This window comes from Pseudarthrobacter sp. NamE5, assembly GCF_005796225.1.
In the GTDB taxonomy this organism is placed as follows: Bacteria; Actinomycetota; Actinomycetes; order Actinomycetales; family Micrococcaceae; genus Arthrobacter.
This window is the reverse complement of sequence record NZ_VAHO01000013.1, coordinates 54,135-80,908: the sequence shown is the minus strand read 5'-3', so window position 1 is coordinate 80,908 and position 26,774 is coordinate 54,135. Positions and strand designations below refer to the sequence as shown.

Here is a 26,774-nt window from a genome sequence, read left to right as displayed (position 1 = left end):
GCACCGCTTCCCGCTACTGTTCGTAGGAGTCCTGAAGCTCTTTTGGAGCATCCTCGTGGTAGACCTGCTTCCAGGCATCCAGCACGTTGGCGTGGTCCACGGGCAGTGCGCTCAGTGCAACGTAGGCGGGCGCCTGCTTGCCGATCAAAGCGCCGGCCGCCAGCCGTGCTTCAGTAACGCCCTGATCGAATGGCACCTGGGCACCGAGCCCGACTATCAGCTCATTCTTGGCAAGCCCGATGGCCACGTTCTTTCCCAGGTCCTCGGTGGCGATCTTGAGGTCCTGGCGCCCGGAGGCGCGTGCGGCGGCCATAACGCCCTCGGCCGGGACATCCCAGACAGCCCAGATTCCGGAGAGGTCCGGGTACTTGCTCAGCATCGCGTTTGCGGCGGCCTGGGCGTCACCCGCGAAGTCCGGACCGGCAATGCCTTTTTCCTCAACTATCTGGATGTCCGGGTACTCCTTGGTTATGGTCTCCTTGAAACCGTCGTAGCGCTGCTTGGTGACGAAGAAGTCTGCCTGGTGGAAGACCAAGCCGATCTTGCCCTGGCCGCCAAGGGCTTTCGCCATCTGGTGGGCGGATACAACGCCGTTGCCGAAGTTGTCTGCAGAGACGACAGAAACGTAATCCTGGCCAGCGGTCAGGCCTTGGGGCACATTATCCATGAAGACGAGCTTGGCGCCGGCTTCGGAGGCTCTCTTGTAGGCAGATGCCGTGGCCACTGGATCGGTGGGGATGGAGACGATGATGTTCGGCTTTTGGCTGAGCACTGTCTCGATGTCGGAGACCTGCTTGTCGGGCTTGAAGTTGGCGTCGGTGGTAGCAATGACCCGGATGCCCAGCTTCTCGAACTCGCTCTTGAGGCCATTGATCTGGGCGGTGGCCCAGTCATTGCCGCCGTAGTGCATGACAATGGCGGCTGTGGCGCCAAGGCCCTTGACCTGTTCGATTTCTTCCGGCGTGAGATCTGCCGCGGAGGAAGGAGAGGGCGCTTCACCGTTGGGGCCTTTACTCAGGACCTGCCCCTTTATTTGTTCGAGAGCCTGCTCGGCCTTTTGGGACACACCGGCGTCCTCATTTCCGGTGGTTGTTGGGGTGGAACTGCACGCAGCGAGAGACAGCGAGAGGACTGCGGCCGCCGCCAGAAGCGAAGTCCTGCGAATCATGATGTTCTCCAATACTGGGAGGTGGGGTTGCATGCGCACCGACGGGTTGTAGGAACGATGCCGGAATGTGCGCGTGTAGGGTGGTGTGGAGATGGATACGAATTGCTCAGGCGAGGGCGATCGCCAGCGCAGGGGGGACCGGCGACAGGACGAGCCCGCCAGCGGCCGAGGCTGCGCGCAGGGCGGCAGCCTTGTCTGGAGCGCTGATGAACGCTTCAGCATGAGATTTGTCGAGGAACAGCCCCAGGGAGCAGGGCCCATATTGGGTGCGGACCCACCGGACTGCCTCTGCTGCCACCGTGGCCAGATCAGCCGTAAGCTGTGCGGTGGCGCCGCCGACGGTCGTTACCGACACGGGCAAGCACTGACCGTCAACGGTGACAACGAGGCTTGCCCAGAGCATCTGGCCTTCAACGACCCCCACTACCGCGGAGGTGCTCTGTGGGACAAAGGCTCGGACGGCTTCCGCGGCTTCTTCATCGGCCCATGCTGCCTGCCCGAAGAGTTTTTCCACGTTCGCCCACTGGGCAGCGTCAATATTTTTTGGTGCTACATCTGGCCGAAGCGCCAGGGCCTGAGCAACTACGCCGTTCATCCTGCGCTCCTTCCTCCTCGTTGAGGTCCGATAGCTCCGTGAACGTTTACGGTGGAACAATCGTGAACGTTTACGGAAAGCGTGTCAAGGGTTAGAACCGGGGGGAAGGGAACTTTTTGAGACTTAGAGGGTGTGAGGGGTGGTTAGCGCGCCCTGGCGGTGCTCCGGCGGGTGATAAGTGTCGGAGTAATAGGCGTGCGGTCCACATCCTGCCCAGCTATGACGCCCAGCAGAACTTCTATGCTCATGGTCGCCAAAGCGGTGAAGTCCTGGCGCACTGTCGTCAGGGGCGGGAGGAAGTAGTCCGAGCCTTCGATGTCGTCGAATCCGACAATGCTCACGTCGTTGGGGACATTGATGCCGCTTTCCGCAAAGGCACGAATCAGGCCCAGTGCCGTGTGGTCACTCGCGGCAAATATGGATCGGGGAACCCTTCCCTCTTTCACGAGCCGCAGTCCTGTTTCATAGGCCCATCTGGGGCTCCAGTCCCCTTCAAGGCAGAGTCCAGGCTTCAGTCCGGCATCCCTGAGCGCCGCTTCCCAGCCGCGCTTGCGCACCCGCCCATCAAACCAGTCCATGGAACCGGCGACGTGGGCAATGTCGGTGTGCCCGAGGTCGATAAGGTGCTGGGTAGCCAGCCGCGCTCCCAATTCCTGGTTTTCGGAGTAGGTGAAGACGTTGGCAGTGGATGATGCGCCGGCGGCAATCATCTCGACAGGAATGCGGAGGGGTGCATTCCAAACAGCGGCGGCCATGGGGACAAGCGGGGCGATCACGATAATCCCGTCCACACCCAGGTCTTCCAGAGTATTGAGGGTCTCCGGTACCGAGTCCTCGTACGGGGGTTCCGCCGAGAGGACAGTGGTCGCATATCCCTTCTGCCGGGCCACGCTCTCAAGGGCGATAAGCGTTCCTACTGGACCAAACCGGGGAGAGCCGTCTGTCACTATGCCGATGGAGGTGGAGCGATTAGTTACGAGGGCTGTGGCCGTACGGTTCCGGCGGTACCCGACGTCCTTGATGATCTGGAGTACGCGTTCACGTGTCGCTTCGTTGACATCGGGGGCGCCGTTGAGCACGCGTGAAACCGTCCCGTACGAGACGCCTGCCATCTGAGCTACTTCCTTGATGTTCATCCGGCGCGCTGTAGGGGTGGAAACGGAAAAGTTCACTTCAGGTCCCCTGGCTGCTCCTGCCACTGCCTCTCCTTCTGTCACTTATCGGCGCGGTGGCTGCGTTGCATGGAACTTAAACTCTACGCGGCGATGCCGTCCCCTTGAAGCCCGGCACAGGCGCCAACCGCTTCCCTAAAGGCGGCTGTGACCGTTGACACGTTCCGCTGTGTATTCTAATGTTCAACAGACGTTTATCTGCAGGCATCGCCCTGCCCTTCCCCCTAGGACGCGAAATGGGATCTGCCGGGCCGGCCGTCATGCCTACAGAACAGGAAGTGCTGAGAGCAGCAGCCAGCATCGTCGAGGCCTTCGCTGCCACTGACACAGGCCGCTACTTTTCTTGTTTCACGGAAGATGCAACTTTCGTCTTCCATACTGAGCCGACGGCCCTGGGCAGCCGCAGCGATTATGAAAAGCTGTGGAAGGCTTGGCTGGCCGGGGGGTGGAAAGTAGTTTCCTGCCAGTCAAGCGATCAAATGGTTACCGCATTCCCCGGCGGTGCCGTTTTTGTCCATGAAGTAGCGACGACAGTGGAAACCGGCGAAGGCCAGGAATCCTACCGGGAACGCGAAACGGTCGTTTTCCGCCAGGCAGCAGACGGCAGCCTGACCGCAATACACGAGCACCTTTCTCCGCTACCTGCTGCAGCGCCGTAGCCGGAACTGCGGACTCTCCTCCCCAAGGATCACCATGAATATGTACAAGCGCCTCGACGCGCACCTCCAGCAGAATGCGGATGGCTTCGGGCCGATCCGCGGCTCCTTGTCCACCCGTCGCATCGGCATGATCTGGCTCGCCGCCAACTTCGTCGTTACAACGCTGCTGACCGGCACCCTGTTCGTGCCGGGGGTCAGTTTCGTCTCGGCCTTGGCGATGATTGTTGTTGGCACCCTTATCGGCGCCGTGGTGCTTACGCTGATCGGCAACATCGGAACACGTACCGGTTTGCCCACCATGGCGATTACCCGCGGAGCGTTCGGGACCCGGGGCAGCCTCCTGCCGGTCGCGGCCAACTTCATCATCCTCATGGGCTGGAGCTGGGTGCAGGCGATGCTTGCCGGTGTGACCGTCAACTACCTGCTTGAACCGGTAACCGGCTTCTCCAACCCGATACTTTTTGCGGTGCTCTGCCAGGCCACTGTGGTTTGTCTTGCGATCCTGGGGCATGAGGGTATCGCCAAGGTGGAGCCCTGGCTTGCTGTGGTGATCCTGGCAATCATGGCATATGTCTTTGTCACGGCCTTCACTACCTACAGCCCCGCCGAGTTCGCTGCCTTGGACGTGGACGAGTCCCTTGGCTTCACAAACTTCACCGTGCTGGACATCGTTGTTGCCACCGCCATCTCATGGACGGTCCTCTCCGCCGACTTCAACCGCTTGGCCAAGTCCAGCCGGGCCGGGATCATCGGCTCGGGAATCGGATACACGCTGTCCACGGTGCTGTCCATGGCACTGGGCGCTACGGCGCTTGGATTCGTGATCCTCTCAGGCCAGCCCGCGGCGGCATTCGACCCTACGGTGATCGTGGCTGCCTTCGGAACGCCCTTGGCACTCGTGGTTTTCATCTCGGTCATGGCCACCAACACCATGGTGGTGTACGGCATGGTGACGTCGGTGGTCAACGCCCAGCCGCGCTGGAAGCTGCGGTTCCTGCCGACGGGCCTGGTGATCGGCGCGATCTCGATCCTCGGGTCAACGTGGATGGCGCTGCTCAACCAGTTCACAGACTTCCTGTTTGTTATCGGCGCGTTCTTCGTCCCGGTGTTCGCAATCATGATCGTCGACTACTACATCATCAGGCGCGGCAACTATACCCGGGACATCCTGCACGATCGTGGCGGCATCTACTGGTACGCCGGGGGAATCAATTGGTTCGCTGTAGCCGTGTGGGTGGTGGGAGCGTTGGTTTCCTATGTGCTGACCTACCTGTGGCCAAGCCCGGTGGGGGCTACCATGCCGGCGTTCGTCATCAGCTTCCTGCTCTACTTTGCCCTTTCAATCCGGAACCGCCGCCCTTCTGGCGATCCAGAGATCGGGCACCTGGCGTCAAAGGAGGAAGCCGGGGACATGAGCGGACGGGCTCTCTGATGCCTTTGATTGACCTGACCCATCCCATCAAGTCGGGCATGCAGGTCTTCCCTGGCGACCCCAACGTACAACTGCAGCACGCACTGTCGCTGGCCACGGACGGGGTAGCCGTCATGGGCATCCACATGGGCTCACACACCGGAACCCATCTGGATGCCCCGAGCCACAGCATCGAAGGCGGGCGCACCACGTCCGAGGTGCTGCTTGACGAGCTTGTTGGCGAGGCTGCGGTTGTGCACCTCATGGGCATTGCCGCGGGGGAGGAGATCTTGTGGGATCAGATCGAGGGCCAGGTGGATGAGGAGATACCACCGATCGTGGTGCTGGCCACCGGCTGGGACAGGCACTTTGGCACCGCCGCGTACCTTGATCACCCAGTCCTTGCCCTCCAGGCAGCTGAAGAACTGTGGAAACGGGGCATGCGACTACTGGCTGTGGACACCCTCAATCCCGACAGGACGATCCAGTCAACGGAGACGATGGCGTTTCCCGTCCATCAGTTCGTGCTTGGATCCGGCGGCCTGATTATCGAAAACGTGCGGGGCGCAAGCAACCTGCCGGCCCGGTGCCGCACCGGCTTTTTCCCCTTGAAACTGGACCAGGCTGACGGCGCGCCAGTGAGGGCGGTCGCCTGGGTGGATTGACCAGGTACAGCCCGCAAGCCGCATCTAGCAGCTGCGTTTAAGTAGAATTCATAGATGCAGGTGCCCACTCGAAATACTTGGAAGCGATGTGCTTGAGGCTACTCATCCGTTACGGGTAAAGGACGCGATGATTTCGTGCCCAAAGACACTCGGACCAGACAGCAGCGTAGCGGAGGTCCGCAGCTTCTTTGATGACGACCACGTTCACCTGGCACTGATCGTTGGCTCCGGCGGGCAGCTTGTTACGACTTTAGAGCGTTCTGATATTCCACCGGAAGCCCGTGGCGATGAAAATGCACGTGGCTTCGGGGTGACCCCCGGCAGGACGATACACCACGAATGCTCTCTCATTGCCGCCACTGTTGCCCTGCAGTCGGCAGGCCGGCGCCGCCTCGCCGTCGTGGATGACGCGGGAAAACTCCTCGGCTTGCTGTGCCTCAAACGTACCGGACGGGGCTTTTGCAATGATGCAGGAGTTGCTTCCCGCGCCGCCGGGCCGAAAATGGCCGTAGGAGCAACGGGGTGAGGGACCTGGCGGCCTGGCGGCAAAAAGCTGTGCGGCGCCGGCCCTACTCGGCAGTATCCTCTGCGATGTCCTCCGCCCAAAGGTCGGGCTTGCTTTCCTGGAACGCCCGCATCATGTCCACACACCGCTGATCGTCCAGAACTATTACTTCAACGCCGCGTGACCGCAGTAGCTCGAACTCGCCGCCGAATGTGCGCGCTTCGCCAACCACCACGCGGGGGATCTTGAACTGGATAATGGTTCCGGTGCACATGGCACAGGGGGCCAGGGTGGTGTAGAGAGTGGTGTCGCGGTAGCTCTTCTGCCTGCCGGCTGCGCGCAGTGCGGACATCTCCCCGTGCGCTATCGGATCACCGTTCTGGACCCGTTCGTTGTGCCCGCTCGCGATCACCGCCCCGCCGCGAGCGAGTGCTGCCCCGATGGGAATGCCCCCTTCTCTGGCGCTCTTTTGCGCGGCCTGATAAGCGGCTTCGAAAGCAGGGTCAGCGTCCACGCGCGGCGGCGCAGTGGCGGAGGGCAGCTGCGGCTCTTGAGTCATGCGGTCATTGTGCCTGAACCCGGCCGTGGACGCACGCCGGGCCGGCCCCAGGAAGCAGCCGGGCCGGCTGCCAAAAGGCAGCCGGCCCGGACGCACTGGTCAACGAACCAACATCACCGCAGGTCGAAGCGGTCCAGCTCCATGACCTTCACCCAGGCCGCCACGAAGTCGTTGACAAACTTCTCCTTGCCGTCCTGGCTCGCGTAGACCTCGGACAGGGCACGGAGCTGGGAGTTCGAGCCGAACACCAGGTCCACGGGAGTGGCGGTCCACTTCAGCTCCCCAGTGGCCACGTCCGTGATTTCGTAGACGTTCTCCTCGTTCTCGGACGCCTTCCACTTGGTGCCGGGGGAGAGCAGGTTGACGAAGAAGTCATTCGTCAGGACCCCCGGCTTGTCCGTGAGGACGCCGTGGGCAGAACCGCCCGTGTTGGTGCCGAGGGCACGCATGCCTCCGATGAGAGCCGTCATCTCCGGTGCGGAGAGGTCCAGCAGGTACGCCTTGTCCAGCAGGAGGGTCTCCGGCTGGAGCTTCTCGCCGGGCCGCACGTAGTTGCGGAACCCGTCCGCCCGCGGCTTCAGGTACTGGAACTGCTCGACGTCGGTCTGCTCCTGGGCGGCATCGGTGCGTCCCGGACGGAACGGCACAGTGACGGGGAACCCGGCGTCGCTTGCCGCCTTCTCCACCGCCGCGCAGCCGCCGAGGACGATCAGGTCCGCCAGCGATACCTTCTTGCCGTTGGCCTGGGCAGTGTTGAACTGCTGCTGCACGCGCCCAATTGCCTGCAACGCCGTCGAAAGCTGCTCAGGCTGGTTGATCTCCCAGCCACGCTGCGGCTCCAGCTGGATCCGCGCACCGTTGGCGCCACCGCGCCTGTCGGTCTTGCGGTAGGTGGACGCGGAAGCCCACGCGGTGGTGGCCAGCTGCGAAACGGACAGTCCGGACTCCAAAAGGGCCGACTTGAGCGAGGCGATGTCCTGCTCGTTGACCAGCTCGTGGTCAACGGCGGGAACGGGGTCCTGCCACAGCTGTGCCTCCGGAACCCACGGCCCCAGCATGTGCGGGCCCACAGGTCCCATGTCGCGGTGCAGCAGCTTGTACCAGGCCTTGGCGAAGGCAAGCTGGAACTCGTCAGGGTTCTCCAGGAAGCGCCGCCCGATTTGCTCGTAGACCGGATCGAAGCGAAGCGACAGGTCCGTGGTCAGCATCGTGGGGCGGTGCTTCTTGTTGGGGTCGTGCGCGTCCGGGATGATCGCCGGAGCCTCCTTGGCAACCCACTGGTGCGCGCCGGCCGGGCTCTTGACCAGCTCCCACTCGTACTCGAACAGGATTTCCAGGAAACGGTTGCTCCACTCGGTGGGCCGGTCCGTCCAGGTGACCTCGAGGCCGGAGGTGATGGTGTCCGCGCCCTTGCCGCTGCCGTACGTGCTGAGCCAGCCCAGGCCCTGCGCCTCAAGGTCGGCGCCCTCCGGCTCGGGACCTACGTGCGCATCGGCGTCGCCCGCTCCGTGGGTTTTGCCGAACGTGTGGCCGCCGGCGATCAGCGCGAAGGTCTCCTCGTCATTCATCGCCATCCGTTTGAACGTCTCGCGGATGAACGCCGCGGCGAGCTTGGGATCCGGGTTGCCCATCGGTCCCTCGGGGTTGACGTAGATCAGGCCCATCTCCGTGGAGCCAACCTCCTCGGACATCTGGCCTTCGCCGATGTAGCGTTCGTCGCCGAGCCAGGTGTCCTCAGGGCCCCAGAAGATTTCCTCGGGCTCCCACACGTCTTCGCGGCCGAAGGCGAAGCCAAACGTCTTGAAGCCCATGGACTCGAGGGACACGTTGCCGGCCAAGACCAGCAGGTCTGCCCAGGAGAGCTTCTGGCCGTATTTCTGCTTAACCGGCCACAGCAGCCGCCGGGCCTTGTCCAGGTTGGCGTTGTCCGGCCAGCTGTTCAGCGGCGCAAACCGCTGGCTGCCGTCACCTGCACCGCCGCGGCCGTCGTGGACGCGGTAGGTCCCGGCAGCGTGCCAGCTCAGGCGGATCATCAGTCCGCCGTAGTGGCCGAAGTCCGCCGGCCACCAGTCCTGGGAGGTGGTCAGGACTTCGGTGATGTCCTGCTTGAGCGCCTCGACGTCGAGCTTCTGGAATTCCTCGCGGTAGCTGAATGAAGGACCGAGCGGGTTGCCCTTGGGGTGGTTGGCGTGGAGCACCGAGAGGTCCAGCTGGTTGGGCCACCAGTCAGCAACGGTCCGCGGCCGGTGCCCCTTGGGCTGCGGCGAATCGATGGCAGGGTTCTCACTCTCGCTGCCGTGCGAGGTCACGCTGCCATGCGCAACCGGGCACCCGCCCTCAACCTTGCTGTCTAAGCCTTGGGCGCTTCCCGGCGTGGGGACTGGAGGGTGTTCCTGAGGATCGGTCATGTGCTTCCTTCCATGTGGCCGAGGCCGCAGCCGGACTCGGGCAGCCGGTTCAACCTTCCCATTTGAACATGGACGGGCAAGCGGAAGAGAACCCCTGTCCGCTATGAGAGAAGCGGGCCGGGTAAGTTGGGATCAAGGCTTGTCCCAGCCTTGTTTACTCCGGGCTAGCTAGTGTGCTGCGCCCAGCTCGATAAGCAGGACACCGCCGATGATGAGTCCCAGCCCGAGCATCATGACGGGAGTAATTGTCTCCTTGAAGAAAACGCGGCTTCCCACGGCAGTTAATGCGACGCCGGCCGCGGCCCAAATGCCGTAGGCAACCCCGAGGCTCATGCCTTGGTCCAGGGTCAGCGTGAGGAGCGTGAACGCCAGGAAGTATCCGACGGCGACAGGTATGTACCAGCGCCGCTTGCCGGTTGAGGCTACGCGCAGGAACAGTGTGGCGGTCACCTCGGTGAGGATGGCCCCAGCCAGCAGCAGCCACATCATGAGCGGGCCATTTCTTTTGCGGGTTCTGTTGCTGGCTCTTTGTGTGACCCGAGTTCAACGCAGAGCACCCCACCGATGACCATGGCGACGCCAATCATCATCACCGGGGTCAGCGCTTCGCCAAAAAGCATCGCGGCCAGCAGCACCGTGAGGGTAACCCCCAGTGCAGCCCAGATGCCGTAGGCAACTCCCAGGCCGAGGCCTTTGCGGAGGACTCCGGCGAGGAAAGCGAAGGAGGCGGAATAACCTAGAACCACCACGATGAAAAAAGCAGGATTATCAAGGGCCGCCTTCAAGGAGAGGGATGCCGTCACCTCACTCAGGATCGCGCCGGCGAGGAAAATCCACTTCATCAATTCAGTCCTTGAGAGTCATTGGGGCTTGGTCCCCGAGTGTGCAACAGCGCGAATGCTGCTGGTGTTCCCCGGCTTCCCACCGATGACGCCGGTGGGAAGCCAAGGACCGTTGGTTAAGGCCTGCGGGACCAGCTCCAGGCCGGCGACAGCCGAGCTGCCGAGGTCGCTCCCCTTGAGCACCTGCTGCGCGGCAAGGGCAATGGTCCACGTGCCAGTAGAGCTGTCGATAGATCAGATCTCCGCCGACTGCGGCTTCGGCAACGCCGTCACCCTGCGGCAAAACTTCGCGGCCGGCCTTCTCCACGACTCCGACGGAGTACAGGCGGCGGTTTGACGCGCGGGTTGGCTGACTTCCGGTGTGCCCCTGCGCCCGCTGTGGCGGGGTCCCGGGACGAATTGTCTTCATCACCTGCTACACGGAGGATCTTTGGGGTAAGAAGATCATCGTCCAGGCCAGCCCGCTACCTGCTGGTTAGGTCAAACGACGCGAGACCGCTCTAACCACGAGGACCGACATGACCGCAGAAATTTTACAGGGCATCGAGCGCTTCACCGTGACCCAGAAGCTCACGCTGCTGGTGAACCGCTATGAAATACGTTCCGTGACCGGAGACGGGCAGTCCGGGCTTCTGCTTGCCGTCGCCCAGCAGAAGCGGGCAGCTTTCAAGGAGCAAGTGACCTTCTACCAGGACGAGTCAAGGATTATGCCCATCTTCTCCTTCAAGGCTCGGCAACGCCTCGACCTCGGTGCAACGTACGACGTGCTGGACGCCAGTGGACAACCGATCGGCAGCTTCCGAAAGGACTTTGCCAAGTCCCTGCTGCGATCGACGTGGCACCTTGAAGCGTCCGGGCTCAAACTCACCGGAAGTGAACGCAACGTTGGCGTGGCCATCGGCCGGCGCATATGGGAAGCAACGCCGATTGGTGATGCAGTCCCTTCACCCTTCCGTTTCCACTTCGACTTTGTCGACGCCAATGGAGAAGTGCTGATGATATCAGAACGGGGAAAGTCACTGCGCGACCGATACCTCATCACCCTTCCCGGTGCACGACTCGATGGCCGGGTTGCCGCGGCTATGGCAGTCGCACTGGATGCTCTGCAGTCCCGATAGACCTACCAAAGCGACAGGACGAACACCCTGCCACCCACTCCCGCCAGCATCCGTAAACAGAGTTGGGCCGCAGGAGTGCGGGCCAGCTACCGGCCGCTCAACAGTGAGAGTTCCAGGTGAGCCGCCTCGATCGGGAGCAATTGCTTGTCGCCGGGGATGTGGCGGATTCTTTCGCCGACCAGGTACGCCCCGGAGTTTCCGACGACGACCCGATTGCTTGCATTGAGGAGGGCGGCGTCTCCCGGGATGGCACGAAGCGCGGGCATGAAGATCTCTTCAAGCTTGCGGATCCTGATGTCGCAGCCGGCTACCCCGGCAAACTCTCCACCTACATGGATGGGTGCGGTGTAGGTGAGGATGTATTCGTCCAGGCCGAGGTAGTCGACATAGGGCCCCCACATCGACCGTTCCCCTGTGCGGCTTGCCGAGGTGAAGAAGGGCATGTTCTGGTAGTCGTAAAACCGCTCGCCGCCAGGGGTGAGATCGAATTCCAGCTTTTCGATTCCCTCTCCACGTCTGATCCACCACTCCAGAACGCCGTCCCGGTTCTCGATGGCGTCTGCAGAGAAGATGACTCCAGCTCCCACCACGAAACTGTGCGTTTCGAGGAAGTCCTTGCTCATGCTCTCCAGCTGCCCCACGTCCCGGGGCGTGACGCTGAAAGGGATCTGGTGATTCGTCCACAACGCGGCCGTGCGGGATGCGAACTTGTCGACGTCCAGCCCGAGAGCGTTCGTCCAGGCAGCAATTTCCTTCGCGGCCTTGGTCGCAGGGGTAGTGGTTGTCATGGGCGCTCCTGCTGATACGTCGGGTATCCGAGTGACAATTTCGCGTCCACCAGATGGTGGACGTCATGCCGGATGTGCTCCAGCACCAGTCGTTGAGCATCTTCAGGTGCGTCATTTGCGATGGCGCGGGCCAAGGCCAAGTGCTCGGCGGCCACCTGTTCCGGGTCCCGGGTCAGTGATACCGGGGCCCAGAGCGCTTGAACTGTCTCGGCTTGGAGCCTGATTTCTGCATTCGTAAGCCTTGGGGACTGCGCCAGGACCGCCAGCTCGATATGGAATCTGCTGTCGGCGCGTGCTTGCAGTTCTGATTTGTCTGTCATGACAACGCCCCGGGCAAGTTCCAACAGCCGGTTGATCTCATGAGGTTCCGCCCGTTCACAGGCCAGTCGTACGGTTGCGGCGGCGATGGCAGCATGCTCGTCCCCCAGGTCCCGGATCTCGGCAATGGACGTGTCCTGGAACCATTTCTTTATGACATCGGCGGATGTGAAGGGCTGCTTGACGACGAACGTGCCGCCACTGCGCCCCCTCCGCGTGGCAACAATTCCCTGATCACGAAGGTCGGACAACGCCTCCCGGAGAGTGGACGGCGCAACGCCGAACATCTCCGACAGTGCTGTTTCGGGGGGAAGCCGCTCGCCAACCTTCAGCAGGCCAAGGGCGATCGCCTTGGAGATCCGGTTGACGATGGCTTCGGAGCGCTCTGTTTCCGGCAACGCCCGGTACACCTGGGCTTGGAAAGCGGTGGTAGATGCCAAGAACGACTCCATGGGAAATAGGGACAGCAGTAACTCTAATACCGGTAAGACCTGCTGGCTTCGCTACTTCTGAAGTGTACTTCAGGAAGGGCAAAAAGAGTGGAAATCATAGTTTTAGAAACCCGTTGTACCTGAGGAAGCGGCAAAAAGACCTACTTCTTGCGGGTCTGCCGGTAGAGGTTGCGCTCCTAAAGATATGAAACTATGGTTTTTACGACGTGGTCCCGCTCACAGGTAGCGGTAATGACCGAAAGAAGGAGTCCAATGCGTGTAGAAACCCCCGAACCGGTTGGGGAGCTTGACGTCGATGACGACGCTCAGCATCTTGCCAGCCTTGGTTATTCATACGAGAGGCAATTCAAGCGGGAGATGACGTTCTGGGGGAACGTCTCGCTGGGATTCACCTACCTGTCGCCTGTAGTAGCGATCTATTCCTTGTTCGCGGCATCCCTGAGCGTGGCCGGGCCGCCGATGTTTTGGTCCCTGGTCATCGTGGGAGTCGGACAACTCCTGGTGGCAACAGTTTTCGGTGAAGTGGTAGCGGCCTATCCAGTGGCCGGCGGCGTCTATCCGTGGTCCAGAAGGCTCTGGGGCCGCAAATGGGGCTGGATGAATGGCTGGGTCTACCTGGTGGCGCTCCTGACCACTATCGCCAGCGTCGCATACGGGGCTGGCCCGTTCCTGAGTACCCTGGCCGGCATGGAAAGCAGCGTGGACGCCACGATCCTGTGCGGTCTCGTGGTTATAGCGCTTGCTACAGTCCTGAACCTTGGTGGCACAAAAGTGCTGAACGCAGTGGCCATGATCGGCCTCCTCGCAGAACTCGGTGGCGCCCTGGTGGTGGGCATCTGGCTGCTTGCTACCGCAAGGCACCATGACCTCAGCGTCCTGTTCCAGACTTTTGGTGCAGGGGAAGGCAACAACTACTTTTTTGCATTTGCGGCTGCCGGACTCATTGGCATTTTCCAGTACTACGGCTTTGAGGCCTGCGGCGACGTAGCGGAGGAAGTCCCCAACCCGGGCCGTACCATCCCCAAAGCCATGCGGATGACCATCTACATTGGCGGTTTCGCGGCGATGTTCGTCTGCCTGTCCCTTATCCTTGCAGTTCCCGATTTCGCTGCCGTGATTTCAGGGACCGAGACGGACCCTGTGGGCAACATCCTCCTTTCGGCGTTCGGCCCCATCGGTTTCAAGGCCGTTCTCGCAGTCGTCCTTATCTCGTTCCTCTCCTGCGTGCTGAGCCTGCAGGCGGCAACCTCCCGCCTTGCCTACTCGATGGCCCGTGACGGGATCCTTCCGGCCAGCAAGCTCCTCAGCACGTTCAGCGAATCCCGCCATGTGCCTCCTTATGCTCTGCTCCTGGCGGGGCTGGTGCCGGCATTCATCGTCATCGGGTCCAAGGTCTCCAGCGACGCGCTGACCGTCATCATCTCCTTCGCAGCCATGGGCATGTACATGGGCTTCCAGATGGTTGTCCTTGCCGCGCTTCGGGCACGCATCCTGGGCTGGAAGCCGAACGGAGCTTTCCGGCTGGGCGTATGGGGCATTCCGGTAAATATCGCAGCTCTCGCTTGGGGTGTGCTTGGCATGGTCAACATGGCCTGGCCGCGGACACCCGAAGACGGGTGGTTCGCCAACCACGTGGTCCTGATCTCCGCCGTCACTGTGGTCGCGCTCGGTCTGCTGTACATGGCCTGGAAGAAGCCCCACCTCAAAGGCGACGCTCCGGCGGCCGATGCAGTTCCGGCGCTCTCCGCCCGCCAGCCGCTGTGAAGGACGAAAGGTAACAAAATCCCATGCTGATTACCGGCATCAAGAGCCGACCTGTTTACGACGAGCTGACGCCGATGGCGAGCGGCCTCATCCACCTCGCTGCCGGCCAGGGCAGCGGTGGGAAAGCGCTGGTGCGCCTGCTCCGGGCGATGACCCCTGAACAGCTGGCGGCAACCACCGTACTGTACTCAACCGAATCATTCACCGGCCAGAACTATTTGATCGATCTCCAACAGTTCAAGGTGCGTGACCTGGCCGTGTTCCCAACTAACGCAGACGCCGTCAGCGGACTCGACGCATACCTGGCGACGGCGAAGATGGGCACCCGGCTGTACCTGACCGGTTCTGAGGGGTTTATCGGCACCTCAATGCAGGTGGCCACCTCTTACGGCATGAACCGGGACGAAGTGCTGCGCGAGCACGCCGGTTCCTTTGTGAGGCGCGTGTGGTGCGCGCACTGTGGCCACTATTCCGAGAATGTCACCCACCGGATCTTTGTATGCCCGGGCTGTGAACTGAACCTGATCGTTCGCGACCACTACTCCGGGAGGCTCGCGGCCTTCCAAGGAGTGAAAGCAGACAGCGAAGTACCCGGCGAAATGCCGGAAAATGAGGAGTTGGATACGTGAGCGAGTCCCAGCACGGAGCCCTGCGGCTCCGGGTAAATCGAATCGAAGCGGTGACCCCGGAAATCAACCGGTACACCTTCGGCGCAGCCGACGGCTCCTGGCTCCCGCCCTTCTCGGGCGGCAGCCACATCACCGTCCTGATCCCGGCCGATGGAGACACCAGGCGCAACGCGTACTCACTGATGAGTTCGCCTTACGACACCAGTGAATACCAGATAGCCGTCCGCAGGGTCGACGACGGCAAGCGCGGCTCGCTGGCCATGCACACCAACGTCCGCGAGGGCGATATTCTCCTCGCAGGTATTCCGGCCAACCTTTTCCCGGTGTCAAAACATGCCCGGCACCACCTCTTCATCGCCGGCGGCGTGGGCATCACTCCCGTCTTTGCCCAGCTCGAAGAACTCAGCCTCAAGGGAAGCTCCTTCGAGCTGCACCTGGCCGTCCGCGGCCCGGAGCACGCTGCCCTTGGCCACGAGCTTAAGGAGCGCTACGGCGAGCGGGTCACCCTGTATGGCCACGACGGCGAATCACGGCTCAACACCATGGACGTCCTGGCAGGACGGCCACTTGGCACGCACGCCTACGTATGCGGGCCAACGCGGATGATCGATGACGTGGTCAATTCCGCCCACGCTCTTGGCTGGTCGGACTCGAACATCCACTTCGAAAGGTTCGAGGACCTGGGTTCCACCGGCGACCCGTTCTCGGTGACCCTGGCGCGCTCCGGAGCAGTTATCGAGGTGTCTCCCGAGCAGTCGCTGCTCGAAGCAGTGGAGGAGGCAGGCCACAAGCTGCCCTACCTCTGCAGGGGAGGCGCCTGCGGGGAGTGCGAAACCGAGGTCCTGGAACTTGACGGCACCATCGATCACCGCGACGACTGGCTGTCCGAGTCGGACCGGGCAACCTGCAAGCTCATCATGCCCTGCGTATCGCGGGCCACCTGCACCAAACTCGTCATCAACGCTTAAGGAAAAATCCCATGACCGCGATTTCTGAATCAGCCGCCTTCAAAACTGGCGAGACTTACACGCCGGAAGGCAAATACCAGTTCCGGAACTCACCCGAGGGCGTTCGCCGGCTGCCGTTCCCGTTCCCCGACGACGATTACATGTACTCCATGAACCTGGAACCGCACGTTCCGGCTGGAAACGGCGCCCTGCGGGCCGCGTTCGATATTGATGAACACTACGTCTCCGAGTGCACCCACCGCGCCCAGATGCTTAGCGATATGCCGGGCGTCCACTACCTTGCACTGCCGCACATGCTGGAAGCGCAGTGGGATCTGCTCGAGCTCATCTTTGAGTCCTACGCCAGGGACTTTCCGGAGCACTTCACCCTGACCAAGAACGGAAACGAGTGGCGGTGGCAGAACCGGCTCCTCGGCATCGATGATTCATTCACGTTCGGTGATCCGGCCACCTTGCCGATGGACCCGATGGAGTACGCCACCCGCCAGGCACAGGGCGAATTCGTAGTCCTCGAGGAAAAGGACAATACGCTCGTCATCGGCGCAGGCATGACCACCCAGCGGGCCGACTACTCCCTGAAGTTCAACCTTGGCATGAGCTTTTTCGAATTCCACGGCCCGGTACCGAAGCTGCACGAGATGGGCATCCTGGACCGGGCGCTTAAGTTCCTGCTGCGCATGAAGCCCGGCCACCCGGTCAGGAGGGTTAACTGGTCGCTCACCGTCAACCCGCGTCTGGAGACCTCCGTGGAAACACTGCCGGAATGGGCCCCTGACCGGGCGACCGTCAACGGCGAAAACGCCGGAGAAAAGGTGTACCTGCGCATCGAACTGCAGCCCCTGCACCGTCTGCCCCGGTCGAACGCCATAGTGTTCCCCGTCCGTACCTACCTCGTCAGCCTGGCTGAGCTGGTGGAGTACGCCCCCGACTGGGCAAAGCGCATCCACCGCGCCCTCGCTTCGTTGGACCCGGAGCTCGTCGACTACAAGGGTTTCCACCGCTACCACGCAGCTGCGGTCGAGTGGCTCTCCCGCCACGACGACGGTGCACCCCTGGCAACCGGCTACCCCTGGGCCCCTGAAGGAATCCAGCCGGGCGGCAACTGACGGACACCCGAAAAAACCTGCACGCTGGCAATCCAGTCCACGACGTCGTGGCAAGAGACGGAAGAGCAGCCACATGAAAGTGGAACCCGCAACACGTAATGCATGGGCCAAAGTTGAACTTGGCACCGAAGTGTCACTCTCCAACAACGGCCAACTCCTGCATCACGGAACAGTTGTGGCGAAAACGACGAGTGGTTCGGCTCTGTGGATTCTTTCACCCACGCTGGAGCGCCGCATGTATCGCAACATCACCGGGCATCACCTGACCGTGGAAAAGGCACCGACCACGGGCAGCCGGTTCACGTATCAGCCCTGACTACTTAAAAAAAGGAGCACCATGTCCCGGTACCGGGTTCAGAACCCCGCAACAGGTGAGGTCGTCGAAACCTTTGAAGCAGCTTCGGACGAACAGATCCAGCAGGCACTTGCCAGTGCTGACGCCGCCTACGGCCTGTGGCGCGAAAAAAGCATTCAGGAGAGAGCCGCGGTTGTCCGCCGCATCGCTGAGCTGTTCGAAGAGCGCAAGGAAGAGCTCTCCAGGATCATCGCCCTGGAGATGGGCAAACCCCTGGCAGAGGGCATCGAAGAGGTGGAGTTCGCGGCTTCGATCCTCGACTACTACGGCGTGCACGGCCCCAGCCTCGCTGTTGACCAGGAGATTCCCAGCACCGTTCCGGGCAAGGCGATCATCGAGAACTGCCCCGTGGGTGTCCTGCTCGGCGTCATGCCCTGGAACTTCCCGTATTACCAGGTGGCCCGCTTCGCTGCGCCCAACCTGGTCCTCGGCAACACCATCCTGCTCAAGCACGCAGACATCTGCCCCCGTTCAGCGCTGGCGATCCAGCAGATCATGGAAGAAGCAGGGGTTCCCGACGGCGGTTACGCCAACATCTTTGCCACGCACGAGCAAATCGCTGCGATCATCGCCGATCCCCGGGTGCAGGGCGTATCCCTCACAGGCTCTGAGCAGGCCGGCTCCATCATCGGAGAGCAGGCCGGCAGGCACCTGAAGAAGGCTGTCCTCGAGCTCGGCGGAACCGACCCGATGATCGTGCTCGACTCCCATGACCTCGCATCGGTCGCTGCGGACGCCTGGAACTTCCGGGTCTACAACGGAGGCCAGGTGTGCAACGGCAACAAGCGGATGATCGTCATGGAAGACATCTATGACGAGTTCGTGGCCCAGCTCAAGAAACTCGCTGACGGGCTCGTGCCGGGTAATCCCCTGAACCTGCCCGAGGGCGCCTACGGTCCACTCTCCAGCAGGGCAGCTGCCGAGCAAGTGAACGCCCAGGTGCAGCGCGCTGTCGCCGAAGGTGCCACGCTTCAAGTCGGCGGTGTCCTCTCCGAAGGGGAAGGTGCCTACTTCTCACCCGCCGTCCTGACAGGAATCAGCCGCGATTCGGCTTCCTTCCGGGAAGAGATCTTTGGGCCCGTGGCGATCGTCTACAAGGTATCAAGCGACGAAGAGGCGCTTGAACTGGCGAATGATTCGGACTTCGGGCTCGGCGGTTCGGTCTTCTCCACCGACAAGGCACGGGCGGCGAAAATTGCCTCCCGCCTGAACGTAGGGATGGCGCACGTCAACATCATTGCTGCGGAGGCGGCTGAACTTCCCTTCGGCGGTGTTAAGCGGTCAGGGTTTGGCCGTGAGATGGGTCCGCTGGGCATGGGTGAGTTCGTGAACAAGCGCCTGTACTTCGTCGCCGGGTAAAGGGGATGGCCGTGCCCGTTACGATTCCTGCCCGGTCATCGGTTGATCCCGCTCAGCCCCGCAGGCGCTGGTCCTCCCAGGCTCCCGGCCGGCCTCCGATGGCAAGGCTGGTTGTCACCACTTTGACCAGCGTCGCCGCCCTCGTCTGCCTGGTGCTGCTGGGGAAGTTGTCCGGCCACCTCCTGCTCATTCCCCCGATGGCCGCGTCCATGGCGCTCGTGGCCGCGGCGCCCCATCTGCCTCTTTCGCAGCCGCGGAGCGTGATCGGAGGGCAGGTGGTTTCCGCCCTGGTGGGGGTGGGCACGGGGTTGGTCAGCCATTCGTTCTGGGCTGCCGCGGTTGCGGGCAGTGTGGCTATTGGAGCGACCCTGTGGCTGAGGATGCCTCATTCGCCGGCGGCTGCCACCGCAGTCATCGGTACCATGGCGACGACGGGACAGGTCTCCTTTGTGGTGTGCTCGGGCATCGCCGCCTGCATCCTCGTCGGGTTTGGAATTCTCGGGTCCCGGCTCCGCGGAAGCAGGTATCCGACCTATTGGATCTGACAGGGAAGCGGAGGTCCAGGACAATTTCTCGCGAGCATCCGCGGCTCCACCCCGGCCTCCGGACGTAAACTGACCTTCGCGCCACCTGCCCGTGACGCTGGGAGTCAGGAGCCGCCCTTGCTCTGGAAGCTGCTTGTTGAATACGTCCGGCCGCACCGGAAGCTGCTGGCCGCCGTCGTCATTTTCCAGCTGGCACAGTCCATCGCGTCCCTGTACCTGCCCACCCTGAACGCAGACATCATCGACGAGGGTGTGGCCAAGGGGAACATCGGCTACATCCTGAGCCTGGGCGGAGTGATGCTGGGGATCACCCTGATGCAGATCGTGTGCGCGGTTACCGCGGTGTACTTCGCGGCGAAGGCTGCCATGGGCGTGGGCCGGGACCTGCGGGACGCCATCTTCAAACGGGTGGGGGAGTTTTCCGAACAGGAGGTCACCAGGTTCGGCGCGCCCAGCCTGATCACCCGGTCCACCAACGACGTCCAGCAGGTCCAGACGCTCGTCCTGATGTCCGCCACCATGCTGGTCACCGCGCCCATGCTCAGCATCGGCGGCGTGATCATGGCGGTGCGGCAGGACGCCCAGCTGTCCTGGCTGATCGCCGTCGCGGTCCCGGTGCTGCTGGTCGCCGTCGGCCTGATCACCGTCCGGATGGTGCCGCTGTTCCGGAAGATGCAGAAGCGGATCGACACCGTGAACCGGGTCCTCCGTGAGCAGCTCACCGGCATTCGCGTAGTCCGCGCCTTCGTCCGCGAGGACATTGAAACCGAACGTTTCGCCCGCGCCAACGAGGACGTCACGGACACCGCCCTGCGCGCCGGCCGGCTCATGGCGCTCGCGTTCCCGTTGGTCATGCTGGTGCTGAACGTCTCGTCCGTGGCCGTGATCTGGTTCGGCGCCTTCCGCATCCAGGACGGCTCCATGCAGGTGGGCACGCTCATCGCGTTCCTGAGCTACCTGCTGCAGATCCTGATGTCCGTCATGATGGCCACCTTCATGGCGGTGATGATCCCGCGCGCCGCGGTATCCGGGGACCGGATCGGGGAGGTGCTGCGGACAGAGTCGAGCGTCCGGCCGCCACTTCATCCAGTGAGTACGACGGCGGGACAGGACGGCCGCCGGGGCGCCGAGTTGGAGATGGACGACGTCGGATTCGCCTACCCGGGTGCCGACCAGCCCGTCCTCACCGGGATCAGCTTTACCGCCAAAGCCGGGCAGACGACGGCGATCATCGGCAGCACCGGCGCCGGAAAAACCACCCTGGTGAACCTCATGCCGAGACTCTTCGACGCCACCGAAGGATCGGTCCGGATGAACGGCGTGGATGTCCGCGAGCTGCACCCGGACCTGCTCTGGGGGCACATCGGCCTGGTCCCGCAGCGGCCCTACCTGTTCAGCGGCACCGTCCGCAGCAACCTGCTCTACGGCAAGCCGGACGCCACCGAGGACGAGCTCTGGACCGCGCTGGAGATCGCCCAGGCCCGCGACTTCGTGGAGCGGATGGAGGAGGGACTGGACGCACCCATCAGCCAGGGCGGCACCAACGTCTCTGGCGGGCAGCGGCAGCGGCTAGCCATCGCCCGGGCCCTGGTGAAGCGGCCCGAGCTGTACATCTTCGACGACTCGTTCTCCTCCCTGGACACCGGCACGGACGCCCGGCTCCGGCAGGCCCTCAAGCGCAGCACCGCCGGCGCCACGCTGGTGATCATCGCCCAGCGCGTCTCCAGCATTGTGGACGCGGACCAGATTCTAGTGCTCGACGACGGCAGGATCGTGGGGCGCGGAACACACCGTGAGCTGCTGGAGACGTCCGAGACGTACCGCGAGATTGTGAACTCGCAGCTGGCGGCGGAGGAGACGGTATGAGCGCGCCGCACCGCCCGCCCTTGGGCGCTCCAGGAACCACCGCTGAAACCGCGCCCGGGGCCAAAACGGCAACTCCCGACGTCGTCCGCATTCCCCGTCCGGCAGGCGGGCCGGGACGCGGCGGGCCGTTCGCGGGGATGAACGTCCCGGCGGAGAAGCCGATGAACTTCTGGCCGTCGGCCAAGCGGCTGATGGGGACGCTGCGGCCGGAGCGGGCGTGGCTGATGCTGGTGTTCGCGACGGCGGTGGCCGGGGTGGCGCTGTCCGTGATCGGGCCGCGGCTGCTGGGCGAGGGCACCAACCTGATCTTCGCCGGCGTGGTGTCCCGGGAGCTGCAGGCCGGGGCCACCAAGGAGCAGGTGCTTGCGCAGCTGCGGGCGTCCGGGGAGGGGCAGCGCGCGGACATGCTCAGTGCCATGGACCTGGCGCCGGGGCAGGGGATCGACTTCGCGGCGCTGGGCAGTGTGCTGACGTGGGCGCTGGTGCTGTATGTGTTGTCGTCGGCGTTTATGTGGGTGCAGGCGTTTGTGCTGAACGGGGTGGTGCAGCGGACGGTGTTCGGGCTGCGGGAGCGGATCGAGGCGAAGATCAACCGGCTGCCGCTGCGGTATTTCGACTCGATCCAGCGCGGCGAGCTGCTCAGCCGGGTCACGAACGACGTGGACAACATCTCCCAGAGCCTGCAGCAGACCATCAGCCAGGTTGTTTCCTCATTGCTGACGGTGGTTGGCGTGCTGGTGATGATGTTCATCCTTTCGCCCACGCTGGCGCTGATCGCGCTGGTGACCATTCCGCTGACGCTGGGGCTGACGGCGCTGATTGCCAAGCGCTCGCAGAAGCTGTTTGTGGCGCAGTGGAAGCACACGGGGGAGCTGAACGGGCAGATCGAGGAGACGTACACCGGGCATGCGCTGGTGAAGGTGTTCGGCCGGCAGCAGGAGGTGGGGGAGCGGTTCCGGCAGAAGAACGCGGAGCTGTACTCGGCCAGTTTTGGTGCCCAGTTCATTTCCGGGCTGATCATGCCGGCCATGACGTTCATCGGGAACCTGGTGTACGTGGGGATCGCCGTGGTGGGCGGGCTGCAGGTGGCGTCCGGGGCGATGCAGCTGGGCGACGTGCAGGCGTTCATCCAGTACTCGCGGCAGTTCACCATGCCGCTGGCGCAGCTTGGGTCCATGGCGAACGTGCTGCAGTCCGGGGTGGCGTCGGCCGAGCGGGTGTTCTCACTATTGGATGAGGAGGAGGAGTCTGTTGAGCCTCCTGCTTCTGCTGGGCCGGTGTTTGGGCGGGGGCGGCTGGTGTTTGAGGACGTGTCGTTCTCGTATTCGCCGGACAAGCCGCTGATCTCCGGGCTGTCTTTGGTGGCGGAGCCGGGGCAGACGGTGGCGATTGTGGGACCCACCGGGGCGGGCAAGACGACGCTGGTGAACCTGATGATGCGATTCTACGAGCTGGACGCGGGTCGGATAACGCTCGACGGCGTGGACGTCACCTCGGTCCCGCGGCGCGAGCTGCGCTCGCGGATGGGGATGGTGCTGCAGGATACGTGGCTGTTCGCGGGCACCATCCGGGACAACATTGCGTACGGGCGGCCTGGGGCTACTGAAGCCGAGATCCTGGAGGCGGCGCGGGCGACGTACGTGGACCGGTTCGTGCGTTCGCTGCCTGACGGGTACGACACGCTGCTGGAGGACGAAGGTGGGAACGTGTCTGCCGGCGAGAAACAGCTGCTGACGATTGCGCGCGCGTTCCTGGCCCGGCCCTCTGTATTGATTTTGGACGAGGCGACGTCTTCGGTAGATACGCGGACCGAGGTGCTGGTGCAGAAGGCAATGAGTGCTTTGAGGAGCGACCGGACTTCGTTTGTGATTGCCCACCGCCTGTCCACGATCCGCGACGCCGACCTCATCCTGGTGCTGGAGGCCGGGCAGATCGTGGAGCAGGGGACGCACGCCTCACTGCTGGCTGCCGGCGGGGCATACGCGCGGCTGTACGAGGCCCAGTTCGCGGCGCCTGCGGCGGAGGTTTAATGGCATATCGGTCTACTCCATATGACGTGCCGGCCAGTGTCGCCCTCAAGTAGTTCCGACCATCCAGTACGATGCAGTGATCATCCAATTGATCCAAAAGAGGGTAGGCCAGTGGTTAGAGAGCGTGTCCACGAGATTGCGAAACAGTTAGGACTGTCTTCGACAATGGTTATTGGGCAGCTCGCGAAAATTGGCATCATCGTTCCCAGCGCCTCGAGTATGATCGACGCGGACGCAGTGGCCAAGTTGAGGGAAGCCCTTGGTCAACCTGCTGGAAATGTCTTTTCAGCCTCCACGACCGACCGCCAACTAGGGTGGAATGCCGGGGCCGTCAAACCGGTAAGTTACCCCGATACCTTGGCGAACATTGAGCGGTTGAAGAGGAGTTTTAGCGTTGCGAAGGAGCATCAAGAGGCTCTAGCAAAGCTTGGGTCCCAGTACGTTTACGCATCTGAATGTAACATCCGCTCGTTTGAAGGTTGCTTCACTGCGTTTGTGCGATTCAGCGGAGCAATTGAAACTGGATTTGGGTTGACGCGGGAAGTTTTGTTCTTCTATAGCCCGCATCCCGACCTGCAAATAAGAACATATAACGCAGCTCGCAAGGTGTTGCGAGAATCGCGCCGCGAAATCACGCCGGACATAATGTTTTTTTGGTCGCCCGATCCTAGACTCCGCGAAAAGCTGGACGACTGGTCTTCCGGGAAGTTCCTCACGATCCCATTGGATTTCACTGACGATGAGAATCCAATTGCGTTCATTTCTTTGCTCCGCGACTATATCTTTGCCAGGGACCTATTTTACGAAACAACCCCCGTTCAAGGGGAGCGGTTTTTTGGCCGTCGTATTTTACTGCAAAATCTGCGAGACGATGTCAAAAATCAGCGCGTAGCTGGCTTGTTTGGTCTTCGTAAAGCCGGAAAAACTAGTGTTCTTTCCGAACTGTCTCGAAATATGTCTGACGCCAATACGATTGTAATCCTCAGGGATTTGGAAAGCCTACCATCGCCTCCTGACGACCCAGTTCCAGATTTGCTCCGTGACTTAACTGCAGATTTATTAGTAGAATTGCGAGCGCGGGATTTACGGACACAACCCCTTACCAGCCTTCCTCAAGAGTACGGCATTCCAGACTTCAAGAGGGCCGTCCAGAACGTACTACGTAAGTTGGCGGAAAAAGACGTAAGCGTTGTTTTGATGCTCGATGAAATTGAGTACTTGACTCCCTCGGACAGAATCGATGTCCAAGAGGGGGACATGGCTTCAGTCGCCCAAATGCTTGGTGCCCTCCGCAGTCTCGTTCAAGAGAACTCGAACTTCACCTTTGTCCTGTCAGGGCTGACAAGTGCCATTGTCGAAAGCGGCAGGCTGTATGGACGGCCGAATCCGCTTTTTTCATGGGCCAAAGCACACTTCCTTGCCCCTTTTGAGCGGGCTGAGGCCGACGACTTAGCACGGTCAGTTGGACAAAAAATGGGAATTACTCTTGAAGAAGGGGCCCTTGAGGCTCTCTACCAAGCATCGGGTGGCCATGCGTTTCTGTACCGGCATCTTGCCTCCCACGTTGTAGGCACATTGCCTGCTGATGTGTTTCACCGAAAAATGAGGCGAGCGAACGTCTTGGGAGCACTTGAGGATTGGCGACTGGCAATCGCTGGGAACATGCGCGAGATGGTTGACCATGTTAAGCGCTACTATCCGGATGAGGCATTCCTGCTCGACGTACTGCGCGATGAACCTGACCTTTTTGCGTCAATGGCCAGGGACGAACCCTTGGCGCTAGGGCACTTACTGAATCTTGGCTTGGTCCAGCGCGATGACCATGCCTTCGAGCTGACACCTGTTCTGCAACTGCAATGACTTCGGCCGAAGCAGCTCTGGTTCGTAGTAAGCAGGCGAGGAATAAGGTCAAGCGGCGAGGCCTCCTGTTTATACAACTCGGGATCGTTTTTGAGGTGCTCCGAGAGGACTTCTTGGCAAACCTCGGAGGACGGTGCGTAACGGCAGAGGAGCTTTGTGCCGGTGCGCCAACTGAGTTACCCCAAGAAGGGATTCTCGTAATCACGGATTTCGAAGTGATGACCGCGCCTGGGCGATCTTCCAGTCATCCTCTTGGTGTTCTTCGAAAAGTGATCAGTGAAGTAATGGAAGTTGGGGTCGATGTTTGTCTAGTTTCCCGGGCGCCTAGGGTTGCTTTCCCGAAGGTACCTGGCAGTTCGATAATCGAGGATGCCAGCGTATTTCATTTGCCGCTTCTCGCCGCTGAAGAATGTGAGAGTTTTGAGGGAGACCAGAAGCCGCCTGGTTACTTGCTTCCTGCGGTTGGAATCGAGAAGCGAGACTGCGCGGAAGTATTTCATCATTCCCTGAGAGAACTTGGTGTCGGAACTCTCGCCAGCCTTGATCATGCCTTATATGAAACGGAGACCAAGAGTGCGGACATGATCAAGCACCTTGATGTTGCGCAGAGTGAGGCGCTACGTGGGGCCGGACTACTCAGGACGAATGAGGACGGCGATTATGTCTTTGCGGTGCCCAACAGAATTAATGAATTTCGTGAAGCTCTCGCTCATGCCTTAGCTGATGTGGTCTTGCCGCAGGACGATTGGCGCGAAGTAGCGGATGGCCTTTTCACGATAGAACGAATGATTCGACGGTCACTGCGCAACGCAGCGATTGAGCGGCATCAAGGTCGTTGGCGTAAGCAAGTCGCCAACCATGGCGATCTAGCTGAAAAGCTCGTTAAGAGGGCTAATGGTGACGCATACCTCACGGCCCTGAGCGTTGCAGAGTTACGTGACCCTATAGAATGGATGAGCTTGGGCGAGCTCTTGGAAGTTGTGAGGTCCAATAACTATGCAGGGCTGGGGATAACCGATTCCACGTGGCAGAGGTTCGCATTCGAAGTTCTCCCCATTCGAAACCGGCTTTCACATATGCGCCTTATTAAGGACCGCGATAAAGCGACTATAACCGCTTGGGTTGCATGGATTAAGCGGCTCTTATCCTGAACCACGGTCAGAGCTATGCGCCGTATAAAAGGCTTTAGCATCACCATCACATACAATGCAGGTACCACCAGGTTACCGCCGGTCGCGGACCACTTAGCAAGTTGATCAATCGTTATCCCGGCGTTCCTGTGGGTCTCCGTCTGGTTCATCTATATCGATAGTCCGTAATTTTTTCCCATCTTCATCGAAGATGACTATAGAACGTGGCCGTGGGCGGCGACCTGACGTCCTCTCCTGCTTCCATCGATTTTGTAGCCACATGACCAAGGCGCCAATCAGGAGATCGCCCCCGGCGCCGCGAACGTCAGCTATAACCTGAATCACTTCGTAAAGTGTGACTCCGTAACCATGCTCAGCTTCACTGACTACGTCGAAGTCAGCATTCGGAACTTGCGACGATATAAACAGCTTTAGCTCTTCAAGCTCCTCAGTGGAGAAGTCGTATGGATTGCCAGGACGTAATGTAAAGTCGGCCATGTCT

27 protein-coding genes are annotated in these 26,774 nt (G+C 61.5%); 17 read left to right on the top strand and 10 right to left on the bottom strand.

Annotated features, from left to right (window positions below; translation table 11 throughout):
- Window positions 1-13: 13 nt before the first annotated feature.
- From FDW84_RS14960 to FDW84_RS14950, 3 genes are all read right to left on the bottom strand, one after another.
- Window positions 14-1,168: a substrate-binding domain-containing protein gene (locus tag FDW84_RS14960; protein ID WP_171046795.1), complete on the bottom strand. Its 1,155-nt coding sequence runs from the start codon at window positions 1,166-1,168 to the stop codon at window positions 14-16.
- A 106-nt stretch (window positions 1,169-1,274) separates the two neighbouring features.
- Entirely contained in the window at window positions 1,275-1,763 is a 489-nt protein-coding gene (locus tag FDW84_RS14955) for a hypothetical protein (protein ID WP_138610304.1), read from the bottom strand.
- A gap of 143 nt (window positions 1,764-1,906) precedes the next feature.
- Window positions 1,907-2,962 (bottom strand): LacI family DNA-binding transcriptional regulator, encoded by a 1,056-nt coding sequence (locus tag FDW84_RS14950; protein WP_371419175.1) that lies wholly within the window; start codon window positions 2,960-2,962, stop codon window positions 1,907-1,909.
- A gap of 209 nt (window positions 2,963-3,171) precedes the next feature.
- On the opposite strand from FDW84_RS14950, the gene FDW84_RS14945 reads away from it, so the two are divergent.
- From FDW84_RS14945 to FDW84_RS14930, 4 genes are all read left to right on the top strand, one after another.
- Window positions 3,172-3,594, top strand: a complete 423-nt coding sequence (locus tag FDW84_RS14945; RefSeq protein WP_240721534.1) for a YybH family protein — start codon at window positions 3,172-3,174, stop codon at window positions 3,592-3,594.
- Between the two features lie 34 nt (window positions 3,595-3,628).
- On the top strand, window positions 3,629-5,026 hold the full coding sequence (locus FDW84_RS14940) for a purine-cytosine permease family protein (protein ID WP_138610303.1): 1,398 nt from the start codon (window positions 3,629-3,631) through the stop codon (window positions 5,024-5,026).
- Entirely contained in the window at window positions 5,026-5,670 is a 645-nt protein-coding gene (locus FDW84_RS14935) for a cyclase family protein (protein WP_138610302.1), read from the top strand. Before FDW84_RS14940 ends, FDW84_RS14935 begins: the two co-directional genes overlap by 1 nt.
- Window positions 5,671-5,797: 127 nt before the next feature.
- Entirely contained in the window at window positions 5,798-6,196 is a 399-nt protein-coding gene (locus FDW84_RS14930; protein ID WP_138610301.1) for a CBS domain-containing protein, read from the top strand.
- Window positions 6,197-6,239: 43 nt separating this feature from the next.
- Here the strand turns inward: FDW84_RS14930 and FDW84_RS14925 are convergent, their stop codons facing one another.
- The 4 genes from FDW84_RS14925 to FDW84_RS14910 all read right to left on the bottom strand — a co-directional run bounded on the left by FDW84_RS14925 (window position 6,240) and on the right by FDW84_RS14910 (window position 9,984).
- Window positions 6,240-6,734 carry a nucleoside deaminase gene (locus FDW84_RS14925; RefSeq protein WP_138610300.1) on the bottom strand — a complete coding sequence of 165 codons (495 nt, stop codon included), beginning with the start codon at window positions 6,732-6,734 and terminating at the stop codon, window positions 6,240-6,242.
- A 113-nt stretch (window positions 6,735-6,847) separates the two neighbouring features.
- Window positions 6,848-9,142, bottom strand: a complete 2,295-nt coding sequence (gene katG / locus FDW84_RS14920; RefSeq protein ID WP_138610299.1) for a catalase/peroxidase HPI — start codon at window positions 9,140-9,142, stop codon at window positions 6,848-6,850.
- 168 nt (window positions 9,143-9,310) lie between these two features.
- A complete protein-coding gene (locus tag FDW84_RS14915) occupies window positions 9,311-9,631 on the bottom strand; it encodes a DMT family transporter (protein ID WP_138610298.1) in 321 nt (106 codons plus the stop codon).
- Window positions 9,628-9,984: a DMT family transporter gene (locus FDW84_RS14910; RefSeq protein WP_138610297.1), complete on the bottom strand. Its 357-nt coding sequence runs from the start codon at window positions 9,982-9,984 to the stop codon at window positions 9,628-9,630. The genes FDW84_RS14915 and FDW84_RS14910 overlap by 4 nt, the downstream gene beginning before the upstream one ends.
- A 211-nt stretch (window positions 9,985-10,195) precedes the next feature.
- Between FDW84_RS14910 and FDW84_RS19910 the strand changes: the two genes are divergently transcribed.
- Window positions 10,196-10,321: a hypothetical protein gene (locus FDW84_RS19910; RefSeq protein ID WP_256371730.1), complete on the top strand. Its 126-nt coding sequence runs from the start codon at window positions 10,196-10,198 to the stop codon at window positions 10,319-10,321.
- Between the two features lie 181 nt (window positions 10,322-10,502).
- Window positions 10,503-11,102 (top strand): LURP-one-related family protein, encoded by a 600-nt coding sequence (locus tag FDW84_RS14900; RefSeq protein ID WP_138610296.1) that lies wholly within the window; start codon window positions 10,503-10,505, stop codon window positions 11,100-11,102.
- A gap of 86 nt (window positions 11,103-11,188) precedes the next feature.
- Here the strand turns inward: FDW84_RS14900 and FDW84_RS14895 are convergent, their stop codons facing one another.
- Both FDW84_RS14895 and FDW84_RS14890 read right to left on the bottom strand, forming a co-directional pair.
- Complete coding sequence (locus FDW84_RS14895; RefSeq protein WP_138610295.1) at window positions 11,189-11,890, bottom strand: cache domain-containing protein; 702 nt, start codon at window positions 11,888-11,890, stop codon at window positions 11,189-11,191.
- Window positions 11,887-12,648, bottom strand: a complete 762-nt coding sequence (locus FDW84_RS14890; RefSeq protein ID WP_138610294.1) for a FadR/GntR family transcriptional regulator — start codon at window positions 12,646-12,648, stop codon at window positions 11,887-11,889. The genes FDW84_RS14895 and FDW84_RS14890 overlap by 4 nt, the downstream gene beginning before the upstream one ends.
- Window positions 12,649-12,912: 264 nt before the next feature.
- On the opposite strand from FDW84_RS14890, the gene FDW84_RS14885 reads away from it, so the two are divergent.
- The 11 genes from FDW84_RS14885 to FDW84_RS14835 all read left to right on the top strand — a co-directional run bounded on the left by FDW84_RS14885 (window position 12,913) and on the right by FDW84_RS14835 (window position 26,293).
- On the top strand, window positions 12,913-14,424 hold the full coding sequence (locus tag FDW84_RS14885) for an APC family permease (RefSeq protein WP_205754749.1): 1,512 nt from the start codon (window positions 12,913-12,915) through the stop codon (window positions 14,422-14,424).
- A gap of 23 nt (window positions 14,425-14,447) precedes the next feature.
- Complete coding sequence (locus tag FDW84_RS14880) at window positions 14,448-15,053, top strand: dimethylamine monooxygenase subunit DmmA family protein (protein WP_138610292.1); 606 nt, start codon at window positions 14,448-14,450, stop codon at window positions 15,051-15,053.
- Complete coding sequence (locus FDW84_RS14875; protein WP_138610291.1) at window positions 15,050-16,021, top strand: PDR/VanB family oxidoreductase; 972 nt, start codon at window positions 15,050-15,052, stop codon at window positions 16,019-16,021. Before FDW84_RS14880 ends, FDW84_RS14875 begins: the two co-directional genes overlap by 4 nt.
- An 11-nt stretch (window positions 16,022-16,032) precedes the next feature.
- Complete coding sequence (locus tag FDW84_RS14870; RefSeq protein ID WP_138610290.1) at window positions 16,033-17,127, top strand: heme-dependent oxidative N-demethylase family protein; 1,095 nt, start codon at window positions 16,033-16,035, stop codon at window positions 17,125-17,127.
- Between the two features lie 73 nt (window positions 17,128-17,200).
- The gene (locus FDW84_RS14865) at window positions 17,201-17,443 is read left to right on the top strand and encodes a hypothetical protein (protein WP_138134838.1); all 243 of its coding nucleotides are present in this window, start codon (window positions 17,201-17,203) and stop codon (window positions 17,441-17,443) included.
- A 21-nt stretch (window positions 17,444-17,464) separates the two neighbouring features.
- Window positions 17,465-18,841 carry an NAD-dependent succinate-semialdehyde dehydrogenase gene (locus tag FDW84_RS14860; protein WP_138610289.1) on the top strand — a complete coding sequence of 459 codons (1,377 nt, stop codon included), beginning with the start codon at window positions 17,465-17,467 and terminating at the stop codon, window positions 18,839-18,841.
- Window positions 18,842-18,852: 11 nt separating this feature from the next.
- Entirely contained in the window at window positions 18,853-19,386 is a 534-nt protein-coding gene (locus tag FDW84_RS14855) for an HPP family protein (protein WP_240721533.1), read from the top strand.
- 117 nt (window positions 19,387-19,503) lie between these two features.
- The gene (locus FDW84_RS14850; RefSeq protein WP_138610287.1) at window positions 19,504-21,252 is read left to right on the top strand and encodes an ABC transporter ATP-binding protein; all 1,749 of its coding nucleotides are present in this window, start codon (window positions 19,504-19,506) and stop codon (window positions 21,250-21,252) included.
- Window positions 21,249-23,282, top strand: a complete 2,034-nt coding sequence (locus FDW84_RS14845; RefSeq protein ID WP_138610286.1) for an ABC transporter ATP-binding protein — start codon at window positions 21,249-21,251, stop codon at window positions 23,280-23,282. The genes FDW84_RS14850 and FDW84_RS14845 overlap by 4 nt, the downstream gene beginning before the upstream one ends.
- A 21-nt stretch (window positions 23,283-23,303) precedes the next feature.
- Window positions 23,304-25,142, top strand: a complete 1,839-nt coding sequence (locus FDW84_RS14840) for a translation initiation factor IF-2 N-terminal domain-containing protein (protein ID WP_138610285.1) — start codon at window positions 23,304-23,306, stop codon at window positions 25,140-25,142.
- Complete coding sequence (locus tag FDW84_RS14835) at window positions 25,139-26,293, top strand: hypothetical protein (protein ID WP_138610284.1); 1,155 nt, start codon at window positions 25,139-25,141, stop codon at window positions 26,291-26,293. The genes FDW84_RS14840 and FDW84_RS14835 overlap by 4 nt, the downstream gene beginning before the upstream one ends.
- 105 nt (window positions 26,294-26,398) lie before the next feature.
- Here the strand turns inward: FDW84_RS14835 and FDW84_RS14830 are convergent, their stop codons facing one another.
- Entirely contained in the window at window positions 26,399-26,770 is a 372-nt protein-coding gene (locus tag FDW84_RS14830) for a hypothetical protein (RefSeq protein WP_138610283.1), read from the bottom strand.
- Window positions 26,771-26,774 lie beyond the last annotated feature (4 nt).